Below are 15,795 nucleotides of genomic sequence, written 5' to 3' on the forward strand. Positions count from 1 at the left end.
TTGATCAGTCCTTAAACCTTGGCGGTATATCGAATGTCGTTATCGTGGGAATAGGCCAGACGCTTCTCTTCAAGGGCCTTCCCGAGCACAGCATCAGCCTGAGCCAACGTGTAAGGCTTCACCGCCCAACGTACTTCCCAATCGGGATTAACGTCATCTTTCATTATCACTTCAGCGTCTAACTTGCTGTAATTCACCGGATAGTCAAAGGTTTTGGTAATGGTGTAACTTAGCCCGCCCCTCAAGTACATTCCAGAAAACTGAGGGGCATTTGTAATTTGACCAGCGACCAACCCCAGGTACATCGGTTTAAGTCCAGTAACAGCACGAGCGGTACAAATCATTCCGAATGAAATACCCCGTACCGTTTCACGGTAGGTTTGAGAAACTCGTTTGATAGCTAAGAAGTTAGCATCTCCGTTCCATAGATACCCGACACCCTCAAGTTGCAAGTTCAAGCCGGCAATGTGATATATCCCTTCGCCAAAGGGCGCTTTTTCACTGTCTCGAAAATATACTCGGGAGACAGTGATTTCTGTTTCACCCGCCTCGTTACCGGGCATCGTCCACCAAACAGGATAAAGCACCTCCGTCGACAAGCCAGTGAGATCAATTTCCTGCTTATAAAGCGCGCGCCCATTGATATCCTTCGCCTGCACACTGTTACGCCACGCCGTGAACTGACTTGACGCCGCCTCTACCCGCGCATCAATCTTGCCAATCTGATTAGTCACCGTCTCCGTCAGCTTATTGCACGCATCCACAACCTTCGTAATAGTCGTTTCAATTCCCATCATTGACTCCCTGTCAGTTAACCGTTCCAGCCCTGTTGTCAGTGCAACTACTTCGCTTCGAGATGCATCACTCGAAACATCAAATCCACGTGCCGCGACATATTGCCCACCGACGCCGCCGCCATAATGGCGATTTCCTCAGCCAGCAACACATTCAGATTTTCACTCCCCACCACAATCGTCACGCTATCAGCCGGCAACGGCGATATATCCAGCGTGAACTTCTGCAGTACCCGAGCCGCCGCCGCTTTATACGTCAGCAACTTCCCTGCCACGGAATACACCGCCAGCAAGGTCCCACTGGCGAGGTAAAAGCCGAACTCGCCAATTTCATACTCATCGTCGCCGTCAAACAGCGCGGCCATCCTGAGTTGGCGTTCGCCCAGGTCTTCGTAATCCACAATGGCGACCCGTTGGCGCTCATCGCGCAACGCCACTTCCGTGCCGTCGGGGGTGTAGCGGCCGGTACCGGCGCCGATGTGGGTGATTTCGCCTTTGAGGCCCTGGTTCCTGGCCTGCAGCACTTCATCCAAACCCTTGGAGGTGAAGCGCACCAGGCGCGTGATTTCATCTGTCATGGCTGCGCCCTGAGGTCGTAGTCGTTAATGGTGTAGTGCCGGGCAACCCCGGCACTGTTCAGCCGGGCGCCCAGCCCGAGTTCCGGCAGCACGCCTTCAAGCAGCAACTCGCCATCGTTGAGCGGGGCGTGAGTGGCGCTGTTGAGGGAGAACGCACCGTGTAACTTCATTTCGGGCAAGGCGCCGGGCGGGCTGTCTTCGCCGATGCTCAAGCCAGGATCAGCCGCACCAGCCAGTCGCAGCCCTTGGTAGGTTTCATGCACGAGGGTAATCGTGGCCTGATCGCGCTCACTCTTGGCCGCGTTGATGCGACGGATCAGCCGGTTGTGGTCGCCACTGGACCAACTGCGCCCGATGATCGCCTGCACGTCGAAGGTATACGGCGTGCCGGTTGGCCGCTGCTGAAACCAGGCGCTGATGTTGGGCGTAAACCCCAGTGACTCCACTGCATAGCTCAAGGCCTTGGGTGTGCCGGCCTGGCGCTGGATCTGCCAGGACAAGGCCACGGTCAGGCGCTTTTCCGATTCGCTGGCTTGGGCATCCCATTCGCTGACACCTCGGTCGGCGGCCAGGTAAGGCAGAAATTCGCTGGGGGTTTGCAGCGGGTTCATCAACGCTGGCAACGGCGGTGCGACCCGGTCAAGCAGCTTGCCGAACCCTATATCCAGCGCCTTCTCCAGCGGTGAACTGTTGACCGGTAACACACTCGCTTTGGGGTCATTCATAGCGTGCGCACCTCCACCTCGACGCCCGTGCAATACGGGGCCTGGAACGCGCTGCTGACAATCGGCGCCAGCGGTTCCAGGATGTGCAGCTGCGCCGCCCCCGCACTGTGAATGGCGTAGTCGATCCAACTGGGGTCGACGCGCCCTTCCAGGCGATGACAGGAGTCAGCGTAAGTCTGCAGCAGTTGCTGCGCCGCCACTTGGGTCAAGCCCGAGTCAGGCCCGGCGTGGATTTTGGCGATGACGCGAATCCTGTAGGGCTGAATCTGTGCGCCCTGGACGGTGACGAGATCGGTTTCCGGGCGTACATCCGGCCGTGCGAAATGTCGACGCACACCGTCAAGCAAATCGGCAGATGGGGTACCGTCGCCCTCACGAGACAACACGGTGACCATCACTTCGCCGGGCGCGATGCGTCGGCCGTTACCGTCCTTGACCTGGGCGGCATAACCGTCCGGATCAAAGGTGTAGTTGACGGTCACCACGCCCGGCGATGCGCTCTGAACCTTGACCACCGGCCGCTCGCCGAGGGTGAACACTTCGCGGCGATACTGCATCCGCGAGCCCGCCGCCGGGGCGTGGGGTGCCAGGTAGTAACGCAGGCGGGCATCGTCATCGCTTTCCAGGATCGGCGGCACGGGCGGGAAAGCCGCAGGGTCACCGGGGTCGAGTACCTGGCGTTCCAGGCCCATATCCGCCAACCGTGCATCCAGGTTACTGCCGGTGGCCCACCACGCCAGCATCTGCTTGATGCGTGCATTGTATTTGCGCTCATGGGTTTGCAGGCGCACGCAAAAAGCTTCCAGGGCCAGGGTCAGCAGCTCACTTTCGTTGTCGAGGCTGACCTTGAGTTTGGCCGCGCTTTGCGGCGCACTTGCTGCGACATAGTCGACCACGAACGCCTTGAACTCAGCCAGCAAGGGTTCGAACGCATCGACCGCGATAATCGCCGGCTCGGCCAGTTGGTTCTGGCCAGGGATCAGCATGCTCATGTCACGACCTCGAAGGATTGTTGGCGGTTTTTCCAGGTGCCGGCAAAACGCAGCAGCAGCCCGGCGCCCTGGCGGGTGGCGACGATGACCTGGGGCTGAAAGTCGCCGATGCCGTTCTGGGTGTTGTAGAACGCCTGGGCGGCATGGCTCTGGGCGAGCAGCAGCAGGTCGTCGCCCAGGTTCTGCCCAAGCAACTGCGGGATCAGCGAGCCATACAGCGGGCGCTTCTGCCGTGTGCCAACGGGTGTGGTCAGCGCTCGGGTGGCGCGCTGCACAAATTGCGGCCAGTCATCGACGGCTGCCCCGGTGTTGCGATCGATGCCAATCATGGGATCTCCTTATCAGGGGCTGATGACCCGACCTTGGTGGTCTATCACCGGGCCGCTGAAGTGAGCACCGCCGGCATCCAGCAACAGTGCGGTGCCGCCGATTTGCAGGGTGATGCCCTGCGGATTGAGGGTCAGGCTGGCGGCACCGACCTTGAGGTCAACCTGTTCGCGAGAACCGGTGAACATCGTCGGCCCGTTGGCCCAGTTGAAGGTGTGACTGGCGTCGTCGTAGTCGCTCTGGGTGCCGTCTTGATGGCGCCGCCGGGTCATGGAGGGAACCGTCGAGACTGGCGGAAACAGACTACTGTTGAGGCCGAACAGAGCTACTGACTGCGCGCCCCCTTCCCCACCGCCGTAGTTGAGCAACAGACAGTGCTCGCCTACGGACGGAATACGGGTTTCGGTTTGCGCACCGGCGCTGGGGTTGAAAAAGCGGATGGCCGGCGTGAGCAACTCACCGTGACTGACCCGGCAGGTAGTGCTGGCGGCGTCGACCTGTTGGCAAACGCCAATCCGGCAGAAGCTTTCAGCGCGTCGGTACAGGTCTTCCAGTTGGGCCTCCATTTCCGCGAGGCGCTCGACGATTGGCCCCAGCTGCATGCGTAACAGCGCGTCGAACATGGGCTACTCCGCCAGTGGCTTGTATTGATCGGGATCATCGATGTTCAAAACGTCCCAGGTGCAGGCAAACAGCGCTCGGCCTGTAGGATCGTTGAGTAACTCGGGCCCGAGGTAGAGGATTTGCGTGAAGGAAACGGTCCAGGTGTCGTAGTCCGTTGCTGCGGTAGTCAGCACAGCGGGAGCGGCAACAATATGGGTCGGCAAATCGCACTGGGCCTGAGGCAGGCTCCAGCGGTTATCCAGAACCAGGTCCATCAGCTGGCTGGCCAGGTCGCAGGCTTGGAACGGCAATGCGCCGGGAGCCACCATGGCTTTGAGCGAAATGGCCAGGACATGGGCCTTGCGGCCTTCGCGGGAGCGAAGACCCGGGCCATTGCCTTCAACCGTGATCATTACGCCGGTTTTCTCCAGGTCACTCTGGAATTCCCGGTGGCTGCCGACCTTGAGGTCCGGAAAGGCCGCATGCAGCGCCACGCCGATAGCCTGGGGAAGTTGGGATGGCTTTTCGATAAGGGTCATTTGGGTAGCGTCCTTGCGATTACGGCGGGTCCTGGCGGGATCCTTCATTGATCCCGATGCGCTTGGCCGCCCAGCGCTCATAGAGGCCGATGGCCACGTCGGCGCCGGCCATCGCGGTCAGGCAACCAATGGCGCCGGCAGTCCAGATCGACATACCGGCGGCATAACACAGCATCAGGGCCGAAACCCCGCAGACCATGCACGCGCCGGACCTGAGCGCCAGACGGCGGATCAGCGACCAGCCGCGGGCGCCCTCCTTGTCGGCGCGCCACATCTCGCCGGAAACGCCGCCGATCAAGGCCAATATGATCACCAGCCAGATAGGCATTTCCGCTAACGCTTGTTGTTCGTTTGTCATGTCACGCCTCCTGGCTGAGCACTGAATAGTCCGTTTTTCAATTACACACACTTCGATAGGTAGGCATTCCAAAAAGCCCGGTAGCCCGGGCTTTTCAGTAATGATGTCCTCGGACTTTCGGCGCTACTGGCGCGGTACGGTCCTTTCCTGAATGTTTTTCCGACCACGATCCCTGTCTGCCGGATAACTGCTTGCGGTGCTTTACGCTGCACACCCGGGTCAGTTGCCAACCCTCTGAACCGTTAAGGCCGGTTCATCGCTGCCTGTTCTTGAAGCTGGGGTGAAACTAAAGAGCGTCGGCATCCTTGCCGGTCTTACCTGGCATCCCTGCCATCGCTCTGATGGCGTCCTTGCCGATATTGCGTGCCTTCCTTGTCTTCCTTGGCAGCATCCTTGCCACCTCCACCAGGCCTTGTTGGCTGGCTTGAGATGAAGAATATGCATGTATGCATATACAGTCAATGCATAAATGCATTTATTTTGCCTGTGCAAATGCACGAATGCATTCAAAGCCTTGCGGGCTTGGGGTTGGGCGGGTTTCTGCAGGCGAAAAAAAACCCGCTCATGGGCGGGTTTCGTCCTACGCGAGGAGGTTAGCGGGCATACATGCCCCACCAGAAAACATGACCGAGGATGCTGATCTGCTCGTCCTGAATATCCTGGAAGCTGTAGTCTTCATCCGGATGCTCATCACGGTTGAAGCTGCGCAGGCGAATCCCGGAAGGCAGACGGTAGAGCTGTTTCACCCGTAGCTGGCCATTGTGATTGATGGCATACAGGTCACCATCGACAATGTCACCAATCCCGCTCTTGCCGGCATTTACCCCTACCGTCGCGCCATCGCGCAGTACCGGCAACATACTGTTGCCACGCACCGTCACGCATTTGGCCTGGTCGAATTGCACGCCGTTATGCCGAAGGCTGCGCTTTCCAAAGCGCAGGCTGGCTTTCTCACTTTCCTCGATGACGAATCTTCCTGATCCAGCAGCCAATTCAACCTCGCGCAGAAAGGGGATCGACACCTCGTCATCATTAACGGGCGTGTCGTCGTCCCACAGGCTTATGTCCTTGAGCTCCGAATGCATCGGGTCGCGCCCATCATCTCGCAAAGCACCCACCCCGGCACGCCCGCGCAGGTGATCGGTGCTGACGCGAAAATACTCGGCGATGCGAGAGATGTGTTTGTCCGACGGGTCAACGATCTTGCCGCTGAGGATCCGGGACAGTGTGGATTGAGGCACACCGGTGCGTCGGTGAAGCTCCGTGGGGGAGATCCGATCGCGATCCAGCAGCTCTTTCAAGACGATAGAAACGTTGCGTTTTTGCATAACGCGGATATTGACGGGAGTCTTGACGGTTGGCAAATGCTAATTTGCATATTTATGCATTAAACACACAATTTTGTTTAGATTGAAACAAAACACTGTATAGGCAAACAGTTAATTGTTTTCTATCATTCAGAACCGTTTGCTATCGCCGCAGGGTAGCCTGATGCCACACCGAGCGGACGGACAGGCGCCCTTGCTTATCGACAATTCAGGGCCTATGTATAAGACTCTTGAACAACATGGCCAGCAACGACGGAGGTGCTCATGGCTTATTCAGCGCTAGCTGTCGCTAACGCCTTCATTGAACGCGCGAAGGAAGGCAAGCTTTCGGGCCTGACGCCCATGAAACTGCAAAAACTGCTGTTCTACACGCAGTCCTGGCATCTGCGTGAACGGGATCAGCCGCTGATGGATGATCACTTCGCCCGCTGGCAATATGGCCCGGTCATCCCGTCGCTGTACCATGAGTTGAAATCCTACGGTAATCGCCCGGTGACGTCGCTGCTCAGCAACCTGAAGCCCGACGCCGAAGACATTGTCTTCGTGACACCAAGGGTTCCTGAGAGCGATACCTACACCCATCGCTTGATTGACCGGATCATTAACAAATACGGCAAATGGTCCGGCACCCAACTGTCCAACCTTTCCCACGAGGACGGCACAGCCTGGGCCCTCAAGGGCGCCGACGGGTCCGCCATTGACTGGGAAGACATGGCAGCATTCATTCACCCAAAGAGCCGCATCCGTGAGTGAAGAACTCGACAACCTGGAACTGACCCTGCCCCCGGTGGCAGGGCCTGACCAGGACTCCCAAGCCGGTGGCGAACAAGCCACAGGCACCGACGATGAAAGAAACCAGAACCTCAAAGACCAGAAGGCCGAACGGCAACTGCGCAAGAAATATGCGGGACGCGCGTTTTGGTTTGCGGCTTGTGGTGTGATCTTCTGGGCGGTGCTGCTGGTGTGGAATGGGTGGTCGACGTATTACTCGGGTAAGGCGCCGTTCTCGGATAACGTGCTGATTGCCATCACTACGGCAACTTCGATCAATCTGTTTGCGGCGTTTCTTGGGGTGATCAGAGGGTTGTTTCCGGCCAGTGGGCGTAAGTCCAGATAGCCGGTGTCCATGGGTATGGATCGCTGGTTTGCCCCCGTCTGGCGGTCCGGGAAACCCAGTTTCTCTGTCACAACGATTAACCTTCAATCGACGTAAAATGCCTCTCGAAAGTGCTCAACGAAAGTCTCTACCAGCGTTGAGTCACGTTCGTGATGGGCAAGAACGACCTCGCTTTCACACCCTTCATCACTTATATCAATAGCGTGCAACGAAGTAGCTTTAACCATTGAAACGGGAAGCAGTGCAATACCGAATCCTGCCTGAATCAACAACGACTGTGTCGTTTTCAACGAATAAACCTGCGCTGACTTCGGAGCGAATCCTGCGCGAGCGCAAAGTTCAAATGAAAGATAACTAAGCCCTCCGCGTTTTGGGTGGGCTATCGACACGAATGCTTCATCCCGCAACTCAGCAAGTGATATTGAACTTCTCGATGCGAGCGGATGGGTAGAGCCAACGGCGACAACAACTTTCTCACTAAACAGAGGAAGAAGCTTGATATTATTCATTTGATGCAACACCGGCAGCCTGAACAGACCCGCATCAATACGATTATCAACTAAATTCATGAGTTGTGTTTCTGAAGATTCCTCCGACACTTCAATATACACATCGGTCATACGCTCCAGATAAAGCCCAAGCGCATCTTTCAACTTCCCGGTGAGCGGCACCGTGCTGGCATGGCTAAGGCGTAAAGCACCCCGCTGACCATTCCCTACCGAAGTCGCCAACCGAGCGGCACTATCGACGTCACTCAAGATAACTTTGGCCCTTGGCAAAAAGGCTAGCCCAGCGGGCGTTAGATGGGGCTGCCTTGCGGTGCGCTCAAACAAAAGCGTACCCAGGTTGTTCTCCAGCTCCTTCATTTGTCGACTGAGTGCTGACTGAGCAATAAATAGTCTCTGCGCTGCAACACTGAAGCTTCCATGTTCTGCGATCTCCACAAAATATCGCAACTGCTTCATTGATATCATAATAGCTATGCCAAAATGTGATCAGTAATTTCTTATTTTCATATTAGTAGATTTTTGTCCTGTTGGGTAGGGTTACCAAATATCACGTCATGGACCCACGATAATGCCGGACGCTTTTCTCCACGCCCCTTTCGACAATGCGACCTTGGCAATAATGTTCGTGACCATCAGCCTGGCCTACATCATTTTTTCTATTGCGGGTTTCGGGACGGCATTGGTAGCGGGGCCGGTGCTGGTAAATTACATGCCGCTGTCGCAAGCGATCCCTCTACTGGTACTCCTTGACTGCGTGGCTGCATTTGGAAAACTGGCGCGCATGCATAAGCACGTGGTGCGCATTGAACTCACCCGGCTGCTGCCGTTCATGATGCTGGGTAGCGTGGCGGGTATAGCGCTGCTCCTCAATACAAGAGCTGACGTATTAATGCTCGCGATGGGCTGCTTTGTAACTTTATATGCCGTGTACACGATGACAAAACCAATAGGAACCCGACATCTATCTGCGACATGGGCAATGCCACTGGGCGCTGGTGGCGGGCTGTTCGGCGCTTTATTTGGGAGCGGCGGCTTCCTCTACGCGATCTATCTGAACGGCAGAACAAACACTAAAGAGCAAGCGAGCGCCACTCAGAGCACATTGATTGGAATTAGTACGCTGGTACGTATGGCCATGCTCACCCTGGCAGGAGCCTATGCCGATCTTGCATTAGTGGTAACTGCCCTCTACTTATTACCAGCCCTATTGTTGGGGCTGTGGGCTGGCGAGCACATTTCGTTCAAAATATCTCGCCATACATTCACCAGACTCATAAACATTATTATATTGGCCAGCGGTATTACGCTTGTGTACCGAGCTTGCCTCGGCATCAATTAACTATATGAAATACAACTTCTCTACACCAACTTCATACAGTGAGATTTGCAATTGAAAAGTGCAAAAGTTCTTCGTGACTTATTAAATTCCGGAAAAACCGTTATGGCACCTGGTGCCTATGACGGACTGTCGTCAAGGCTGGTCAGTCTGGCGGGCTTTGACGCTGTGTATGCCAGCGGTGGTGCTATCGCCCGAGCATCCGGTTATCCGGATATCGGCTTGCTGAGCTTTTCAGAAGTTGTCGAGCGGATCGAGAAAATTGTCGAAGCCAGCGAGATTCCCGTTATCGCAGATGCCGACACCGGATTTGGCGGAACTGCCAACGTACAACGTACCGTGAGAGCCTTGGAGCGGATCGGTGTAGCAGCCTTCCATCTGGAAGATCAAACGTTCCCTAAACGCTGTGGGCACTTGGATAACAAGTCGCTGATTGACGTCGATGACATGTGTCAAAAAATCAAAGTTGCGCGTGCCAGTTTGCAAGACACTAATTGCCTGGTAATTGCGCGCACCGACGCAATAGCAATTGAGGGTTTCGACGCGGCGCTGGTCAGGGCGCAACGTTACGTTGAGGCGGGTGCCGACATGATTTTTGTGGAGGCGCCGCAGACCCTCGAACAAATTCAGATTATTGCCCAACGGCTTCCTGGGCCAAAGCTCATGAATATGTTCTACGGTGGCAAAACGCCTCTCGTTTCTTTGCCAGTACTTGCAGAACTCGGCTACCAACTTGTCATTGTGCCATCTGATCTGCAACGCGCAGCCATCCATGCTATGCAAAAAACTCTGGCTGAACTGCAGCGCTCAGGGGATAGCCATGCGATGGCGGATGAGTTGACCAGTTTTTCCGAGCGCGAGTTGATTGTTCAAACTGCGAAGTTCCTGGCACTCGACAATTTGTAGAACTCAATTCCAGCACGAAGCACGACAAGGAGATGGCATGTTATACAGGGGCGAATGGAACTCTAATGAACTCGATTATCGCGCGCTCGCCGGGCAATGGCACGTGGTATGTCAGAGTTCGGATGTAGGCGGTGACCAACCCAAAGCGGTGCGCTTACTTGGCGAAGAATTGGTGTTATGGCGAGACGACCAGGGAAAAGTGAATGCCTGGAAGGATTACTGCGGTCATCGGGGTGCAAAACTGTCATTGGGCTGCATCAAACAGGGGCAGATCGAATGCCCTTATCATGGGTGGCGTTACAGTAGCCAAGGCGAATGCACGTTGGTTCCTGCACACCCGGAGCGAAAAGGCCCCTCATCACAGCGCCTCATTTTTCGCCACTTCGCGCAAGAGCGCTACGGATACATCTGGGTGAGCCTGGAGGAACCATTGCGACCGCTGCCAGAACTGCCACAGTGGCAAGATGAAAGCTACCGCAAGGTCTTTGCGGGCCCCTACCTTTACAACGCAAACGCGTTACGCTCACTCGAAAACTTTATCGATGCGTCCCATTTTCCCTTTGTGCATGCCCATCTCAATGGTCTGCCGGACGCGCCTGAACCGCTGAAGCGATACAACGTGACGGAAGACGAGCGTGGTCTGCACTCTTCTGAAATTTGCGTCTTTCAACCGTACGGCGACCATCGTGGGATACCGGTTAACGCCCGCTACACCTATTCAGTGCTGAATCCCACGACTGCCTATTTCGTCAAAAAGACGGGCGAAACGGAGCGCTTCTGTACCTTTTTCAACGCCACTCCGGTCGATGAATCGCAATGCATTATCTGGCTGATAGTCGCTATCAACTTCGGCCAGGATCTCACGCTCGAACAGATCCTTTCTCGGCAGAACACTGTTTTCGAACAGGATCGCCGCATTGTCGAATCCCAGCGCCCCGCCCGCCTGCCACTGGATCCACAGGCGGAAATGCATGTGGTCAGTGATCGAATGGGGATTGAGTACCGCCGTTGGATTCGTGACCTGGGCGAGGCCGCGACCACCCATCAACAAACACAAGTCATTGAATCTGTTTCTATCTGACAAGGACGTCAACCATGACTGAATCCTCCATCGACTTTCTTACACGTCGGGAATCCAATGCCCGGACGTATGCCAGAAACATCCCAAAAGTGCTGAGCCAAGGTTCAGGCACTGAAGTTGTCGACAGTGAAGGGCGCCGTTACCTGGATTGCCTTGCATGCGCGGGGGCTCTTCCCCTTGGACACAATCATCCATTTGTACAACAACGCGTCATCGATTTTTTGCAATCCGGCCAGTTGCAACAGGCGCTCGATATAGCGACCCCGGCAAAGCTGCATTTCGTCCAGGAGCTCTACGAGATGCTCCCCCCGGAGTTTGCCAAACGAGCGAAGATTCAGTTCTGTGGACCTACGGGAGCCGACGCCGCCGAAGCCGCCCTGAAACTGTTCAAAATCGCGACAAAACGCCGACCGATCATCGTCTTCCAGGGTGCTTATCACGGGATGACTCACGGCACGCTGGGCATGATGGGCAATCTGGCACCTAAACAAGAGATTAGTGGTCTGCCTGGGGAAGTGCATTTTCTGCCCTATCCCTACGTATATCGCAGTCCATTTGGCGCGGGCACCCCTGCGCAGGAGACAGAACGACTCAGTCTGATTTGCCTGGAAAACGCTCTCAGCGATCCGGAAAGCGGCATTGGAAAACCGGCAATGGTTTTGCTTGAGGCGATACAGGGTGAAGGAGGCTGCATTCCAGCAAGCGCGCACTGGCTGCGCCAGGTGAGGCAAATCACCCAACGTTACGATGTGCCACTGGTTATTGACGAAATCCAAGCCGGTATTGGTCGCAGTGGAGACCTGTTTGCGTTCCAGCAGGCGGATATCGTGCCTGACGCCATTCTGCTTTCAAAGGCCATCGGTGGTGGCTATCCGCTGTCAGTGTTGCTGTATTTGGATCAGTACGATCAATGGAAGCCCGGCGCACATACCGGTACGTTCCGGGGCAATCAGATCGCGTTGGTCAGCGGAGCCGCGACCCTGGAGTTCATCAGAAGAGAAGGACTGCTGGAACATGTCAACGTCGTCGGTGAACAGCTACGTCAAGGCTTGTTGCAGCTTCAGAAACGCTATCCCTGCATCGGTGACGTTCGGGGCCGGGGTTTGATGCTCGGCATGGAGATGATTGAACCCGATGGCAGCGTCGATGCACTCGGTCACCCGCAGGCTGCTGGAGCCATCGCTGCACAGGTGAAGCGTACCTGCCTTGACGAGGGCTTGATTATTGAAACGGGAGGGCGCCATGGCGCAGTGCTGCGCTTCCTCCCGCCGCTGGTCATCACCCGCTCTGAAGTCGACCAGGTATTAGAGCGGCTTGACCGTGCTCTGGCCTCGCAAAGGGTCAGCTCAACTCGGGCCATTGAACGTGCTCTTCATGGGGAGATGCAGGCATGAGCGCTCCTGAAAAGATCTTTGATGTACTGGGTATCGGGTTCGGTCCGGCAAACATCGCATTGGCAATCGCCCTGGAAGAATTGTCTTCGGGCATGAGCGTACAATTTCTCGAGAAGCGTCCAGGCCCTGCGTGGCAGCCAAACATGCTGCTGCCGGGATCGGATATCCAGAATCACCCCTTGCGAGATCTGGTAACCCCGCGCAATCCGCGTAGCCGTCACACCTTCACGAATTTCTTGTTTGAACAAGGCCGCCTGTATGAGCACTTGAACCTTCCGTTGCATCATCCCTTGCGTGCGGAATATGCCCAATATATTTCCTGGACTGCCGATTTCTTTGAACACATCGTCGCCTACGGTTGCGAAGCTGTCTCGGTAGAAGCAGTCACCCCATCCAATGGCGAAAGTGCCCACTACACAGTGTGCTGCACCGATGGCCGAGTATTTCTTGCACGTTCTCTGGTGCTCGCCCCTGGCCGCACGCCCCACATTCCTGCACCTTTCGCGGACGTCAAAGATCGACGCGTACGCCATTTGAACGACTATATGCCTGCCCTGGCCGAAGCGGTCGCAGCCACCGGCGGACAGTGCCGCATAGCCGTAATCGGCGGCAGTCAGAGTGCCGTAGAGATTCTGCTTCACGCCAGTTGCCACAGCGGCGTTCGAGAGGTCGTGGGGTTTACGCGTAATTTCGGTTATCGCCAGAAGGATACAAGCCCGTTTTCCGATGAGGTCTACTTCCCATCATTTGTCGACACGTTCCACAACGCCAGCGCAGAACATAAGGCGCGATTACGTCAGGAACTGGTGCATACCAATTACTCGTCGTCAGACATTGATGTCCTGAACCAGCTCTATGTACGTAAGTATGAGCAAATGCTGCAAGGTGAAGGTCTGTTGCAGCTACGAACGTGTGAGGACATGGTTGGCTGTACACCCGCCTCTGATGGGGTGCAAATCGATAGTCGCCAGTATCTTCAAGGGATTATTCATAGCCAATCATTCGACCTGGTTATTCTGGCCACCGGCTTCCTTGACCTGGGCGCCGGAGATCGTCAAGAACCGTTTCCGAAATTACTGGCTTCAATCGCCCGCGAAAATGAAATCGACACCTTGATCATTGCCAGGGATTATCGCGTTGATTTGGGCAACGGGTTACCCACTTACCTCAACGGGCTGTGTGAGTCTTCGCATGGCATGGGGGATGCAGGCTCCTTCAGTTTGCTGGCGTTACGCTCGCAAAACATTGTGCAATCGCTGATCAGCAACCTGGCAGTCAGGGAACAATCCCATGCATAACCAGGCCCTGAGCGAAATGCTGATGGCGCCTTCTTGCTGGCAAACCCAATTGTCCTGCCGCACCGCCCACGCCGGTCACCTGCCGTTTGAAAGTGATGTCGTGATAGTGGGGGCGGGAATTGGCGGTTTAGCGGCGGCGTTACGGGCACTTGAGTCGGGTTATTCGGTCACGGTGCTTGAAGCCGGAGAAGTGGGCTGCGGGGCAAGCGGTCGCAACTCGGGTTTCGTAGTGCCCATACCGTCAAGGCACTCGCCCGCTTCACTCCAACATTTGCTGGGCGAGAATACAGCGCCCTTCTTGGCCGCTCTCAGCGATACAGCGCAGACGGTTATTGAATACGCCCCATCGGATTTGACAGTCAAAGGCTGGGTACAACCCATGGCTGGGGCTGCAAGGGGTGCGGCGGACGAACTGGCGAAGAACTGGGTACGCCTGGGGGCCAAGGTAGAGCCCATGGAGCCGCAAGCGCTGGAGAATGCTTTAGGCACAACCGAGTATGCCGAGGGCCTCCTTTTCAGCGACGCGGGTGCCATTAATCCCCTCGCATTCGTGTATCGACTGGCGGACACGGTCAACCGCAAAGGTGGCCATATCATCGAACGTTGCAGCGCGGTCGATGTTCGACCGCAGGCACGCTGGGTCGCCGTGCAAACTCAGCGGGGTGAGATCAGGGCCGGACGCGTATTTATCGCCGGCAATGCCTATGGTTCTGCCGCCAGCCGTAAGACTCGGCGAGCAATCAGCCCGCTGGCCCTGACGCTTGCTACGTTCGCCATACCGCAGGTGTGCCATGCCGAACAGCTGCTGCCATTTTCCGATAACCGCAAGGACATGTGGTTTGCACGCCGCTTGGGGCCCGTAAAGCTGCTGACGGGGTGCCTCGCGTTACCGCTTCAGCGCTCTGCCAAGTGCAGTGCATTGCTTCAGGATCGCATCAAGCGCCTCTACGGCATTGTGGCGCAAGCACCAGAGCAACAGTGGGCCGGTTGGGTAGGCCTCACTCCAGACGGTATGCCGAAGATTCACCATGACGAACGAATCATAGGATGGAGTGGCTGTAACGGTCGAGGCATCGCGCTTTCAATGCTGATGGGGCAAACGTTGATGGATCGGCTGTGTGGGATCAACGGCCTACGTCTACCGCTTTCATCAGGTACTTTCAGGACAGGTAACGCCCTGACCTGGCTGGCGCAAATGGTCATCGCACTTGATCGCCGAAAGCAACGTCGCACCGTGCTCGCGTCCTGATCTTATCTACTCCAATTCGAGTACATACTATGTCCGTATGCCCCTTTCATTACCCTCAGTACCGTTCTACAGACCCGGAAATGATCAATCGTTTCATTGATGTTTTTCCGCTGGCAATGATGACCTCGCACAATCACGGACACTTTCTTTGCAGCCACATTCCGCTATGGCGCCAGCCGGATGGGTCGTTGTTCGGACATGTCGATGGTAATAACCCACAGTTCAAAGGCGAACAGCATCTGAGTGCTCAAATCGTCTTCATGGGCCCATCGGCTTATATCCCTCCACACGCTTACGTCTCGCGCCAACTTCCCACGTGGAACTATCTCGCCGTTCACATGCAGGCGAACATTACGGTGGTGGACGCTCCAGACCAAACACTGGAGATCCTCGAGCAAACCGCGAAACGGTTATCGAAGCAGGCCTCTGACTATCAAGTCGACAAGCGTGATCCGAGGGTGATATCCAGTCTTCCACATATCCTGGGGTTGGTCATACGGCCGGAAACGATCGAAGGGCGCTTTAAACTCTCCCAAGACAAATCCTCACCGGATACGTCAGCCGCTCTGCAGTGGTTACTCGACAACCAAACGCAAGATCATGCCGAGTTCCTGAAGGAACTCCTGCACGCCGCTACCCAGCCACATTCAAACTGAGGTCA

At 56.0% G+C, this 15,795-nt stretch carries 19 protein-coding genes; 9 read left to right on the plus strand and 10 right to left on the minus strand.

The features are described from left to right. Positions 1 to 11: 11 nt before the first annotated feature. From CIB54_RS08055 to CIB54_RS08095, 9 genes are all read right to left on the minus strand, one after another. Positions 12 to 794, minus strand: a complete 783-nt coding sequence (locus CIB54_RS08055; protein WP_101219405.1) for a phage tail protein — start codon at positions 792 to 794, stop codon at positions 12 to 14. Between the two features lie 47 nt (positions 795 to 841). Further along, entirely contained in the window at positions 842 to 1,372 is a 531-nt protein-coding gene (locus CIB54_RS08060) for a phage tail protein (RefSeq protein ID WP_065951841.1), read from the minus strand. After that, the gene (locus CIB54_RS08065) at positions 1,369 to 2,097 is read right to left on the minus strand and encodes a phage tail protein I (protein ID WP_065951840.1); all 729 of its coding nucleotides are present in this window, start codon (positions 2,095 to 2,097) and stop codon (positions 1,369 to 1,371) included. Before CIB54_RS08065 ends, CIB54_RS08060 begins: the two co-directional genes overlap by 4 nt. Next, positions 2,094 to 3,089 carry a baseplate J/gp47 family protein gene (locus CIB54_RS08070; protein ID WP_065951839.1) on the minus strand — a complete coding sequence of 332 codons (996 nt, stop codon included), beginning with the start codon at positions 3,087 to 3,089 and terminating at the stop codon, positions 2,094 to 2,096. Before CIB54_RS08070 ends, CIB54_RS08065 begins: the two co-directional genes overlap by 4 nt. Next, positions 3,086 to 3,418: a phage baseplate protein gene (locus CIB54_RS08075; protein WP_101219407.1), complete on the minus strand. Its 333-nt coding sequence runs from the start codon at positions 3,416 to 3,418 to the stop codon at positions 3,086 to 3,088. The genes CIB54_RS08070 and CIB54_RS08075 overlap by 4 nt, the downstream gene beginning before the upstream one ends. 12 nt (positions 3,419 to 3,430) lie before the next feature. Then, positions 3,431 to 4,039, minus strand: a complete 609-nt coding sequence (locus tag CIB54_RS08080) for a phage baseplate assembly protein V (protein WP_101219409.1) — start codon at positions 4,037 to 4,039, stop codon at positions 3,431 to 3,433. A gap of 3 nt (positions 4,040 to 4,042) precedes the next feature. Further along, positions 4,043 to 4,558 carry a hypothetical protein gene (locus tag CIB54_RS08085; RefSeq protein WP_101219411.1) on the minus strand — a complete coding sequence of 172 codons (516 nt, stop codon included), beginning with the start codon at positions 4,556 to 4,558 and terminating at the stop codon, positions 4,043 to 4,045. A gap of 19 nt (positions 4,559 to 4,577) precedes the next feature. Beyond that, the gene (locus CIB54_RS08090; protein WP_065951835.1) at positions 4,578 to 4,916 is read right to left on the minus strand and encodes a phage holin family protein; all 339 of its coding nucleotides are present in this window, start codon (positions 4,914 to 4,916) and stop codon (positions 4,578 to 4,580) included. Between the two features lie 593 nt (positions 4,917 to 5,509). After that, positions 5,510 to 6,253 (minus strand): LexA family transcriptional regulator, encoded by a 744-nt coding sequence (locus CIB54_RS08095; protein ID WP_170827578.1) that lies wholly within the window; start codon positions 6,251 to 6,253, stop codon positions 5,510 to 5,512. Between the two features lie 255 nt (positions 6,254 to 6,508). On the opposite strand from CIB54_RS08095, the gene CIB54_RS08100 reads away from it, so the two are divergent. Further along, positions 6,509 to 6,997: a Panacea domain-containing protein gene (locus tag CIB54_RS08100; RefSeq protein ID WP_101219413.1), complete on the plus strand. Its 489-nt coding sequence runs from the start codon at positions 6,509 to 6,511 to the stop codon at positions 6,995 to 6,997. Continuing rightward, complete coding sequence (locus tag CIB54_RS08105; RefSeq protein ID WP_065951833.1) at positions 6,990 to 7,361, plus strand: hypothetical protein; 372 nt, start codon at positions 6,990 to 6,992, stop codon at positions 7,359 to 7,361. The genes CIB54_RS08100 and CIB54_RS08105 overlap by 8 nt, the downstream gene beginning before the upstream one ends. An 83-nt stretch (positions 7,362 to 7,444) precedes the next feature. On the opposite strand, the gene CIB54_RS08110 is transcribed toward CIB54_RS08105, so the two are convergent. Further along, the gene (locus CIB54_RS08110) at positions 7,445 to 8,335 is read right to left on the minus strand and encodes a LysR family transcriptional regulator (protein ID WP_065951832.1); all 891 of its coding nucleotides are present in this window, start codon (positions 8,333 to 8,335) and stop codon (positions 7,445 to 7,447) included. A 103-nt stretch (positions 8,336 to 8,438) separates the two neighbouring features. Between CIB54_RS08110 and CIB54_RS08115 the strand changes: the two genes are divergently transcribed. From CIB54_RS08115 to CIB54_RS08145, 7 genes are read left to right on the plus strand one after another with little or no spacing between them, the layout of a single operon-like run. After that, a complete protein-coding gene (locus CIB54_RS08115; protein WP_101219415.1) occupies positions 8,439 to 9,209 on the plus strand; it encodes a sulfite exporter TauE/SafE family protein in 771 nt (256 codons plus the stop codon). 51 nt (positions 9,210 to 9,260) lie between these two features. Then, positions 9,261 to 10,112: an isocitrate lyase/PEP mutase family protein gene (locus tag CIB54_RS08120; RefSeq protein ID WP_065951830.1), complete on the plus strand. Its 852-nt coding sequence runs from the start codon at positions 9,261 to 9,263 to the stop codon at positions 10,110 to 10,112. A gap of 37 nt (positions 10,113 to 10,149) precedes the next feature. Beyond that, positions 10,150 to 11,193 (plus strand): aromatic ring-hydroxylating dioxygenase subunit alpha, encoded by a 1,044-nt coding sequence (locus CIB54_RS08125; protein ID WP_101219417.1) that lies wholly within the window; start codon positions 10,150 to 10,152, stop codon positions 11,191 to 11,193. Between the two features lie 14 nt (positions 11,194 to 11,207). Further along, complete coding sequence (locus CIB54_RS08130) at positions 11,208 to 12,587, plus strand: diaminobutyrate--2-oxoglutarate transaminase family protein (protein ID WP_101219419.1); 1,380 nt, start codon at positions 11,208 to 11,210, stop codon at positions 12,585 to 12,587. After that, positions 12,584 to 13,885 (plus strand): SidA/IucD/PvdA family monooxygenase, encoded by a 1,302-nt coding sequence (locus tag CIB54_RS08135; protein ID WP_101219421.1) that lies wholly within the window; start codon positions 12,584 to 12,586, stop codon positions 13,883 to 13,885. The genes CIB54_RS08130 and CIB54_RS08135 overlap by 4 nt, the downstream gene beginning before the upstream one ends. Next, positions 13,878 to 15,134, plus strand: coding sequence for an NAD(P)/FAD-dependent oxidoreductase (locus CIB54_RS08140; RefSeq protein ID WP_101219423.1), 1,257 nt, complete (start codon positions 13,878 to 13,880; stop codon positions 15,132 to 15,134). The genes CIB54_RS08135 and CIB54_RS08140 overlap by 8 nt, the downstream gene beginning before the upstream one ends. 29 nt (positions 15,135 to 15,163) lie before the next feature. After that, positions 15,164 to 15,790, plus strand: coding sequence for an FMN-binding negative transcriptional regulator (locus CIB54_RS08145; RefSeq protein WP_101219425.1), 627 nt, complete (start codon positions 15,164 to 15,166; stop codon positions 15,788 to 15,790). The last annotated feature ends 5 nt before the right edge of the window (positions 15,791 to 15,795 follow it).

Source organism: Pseudomonas fluorescens (assembly GCF_002837185.1).
GTDB lineage: Bacteria > Pseudomonadota > Gammaproteobacteria > Pseudomonadales > Pseudomonadaceae > Aquipseudomonas > Aquipseudomonas fluorescens_AM.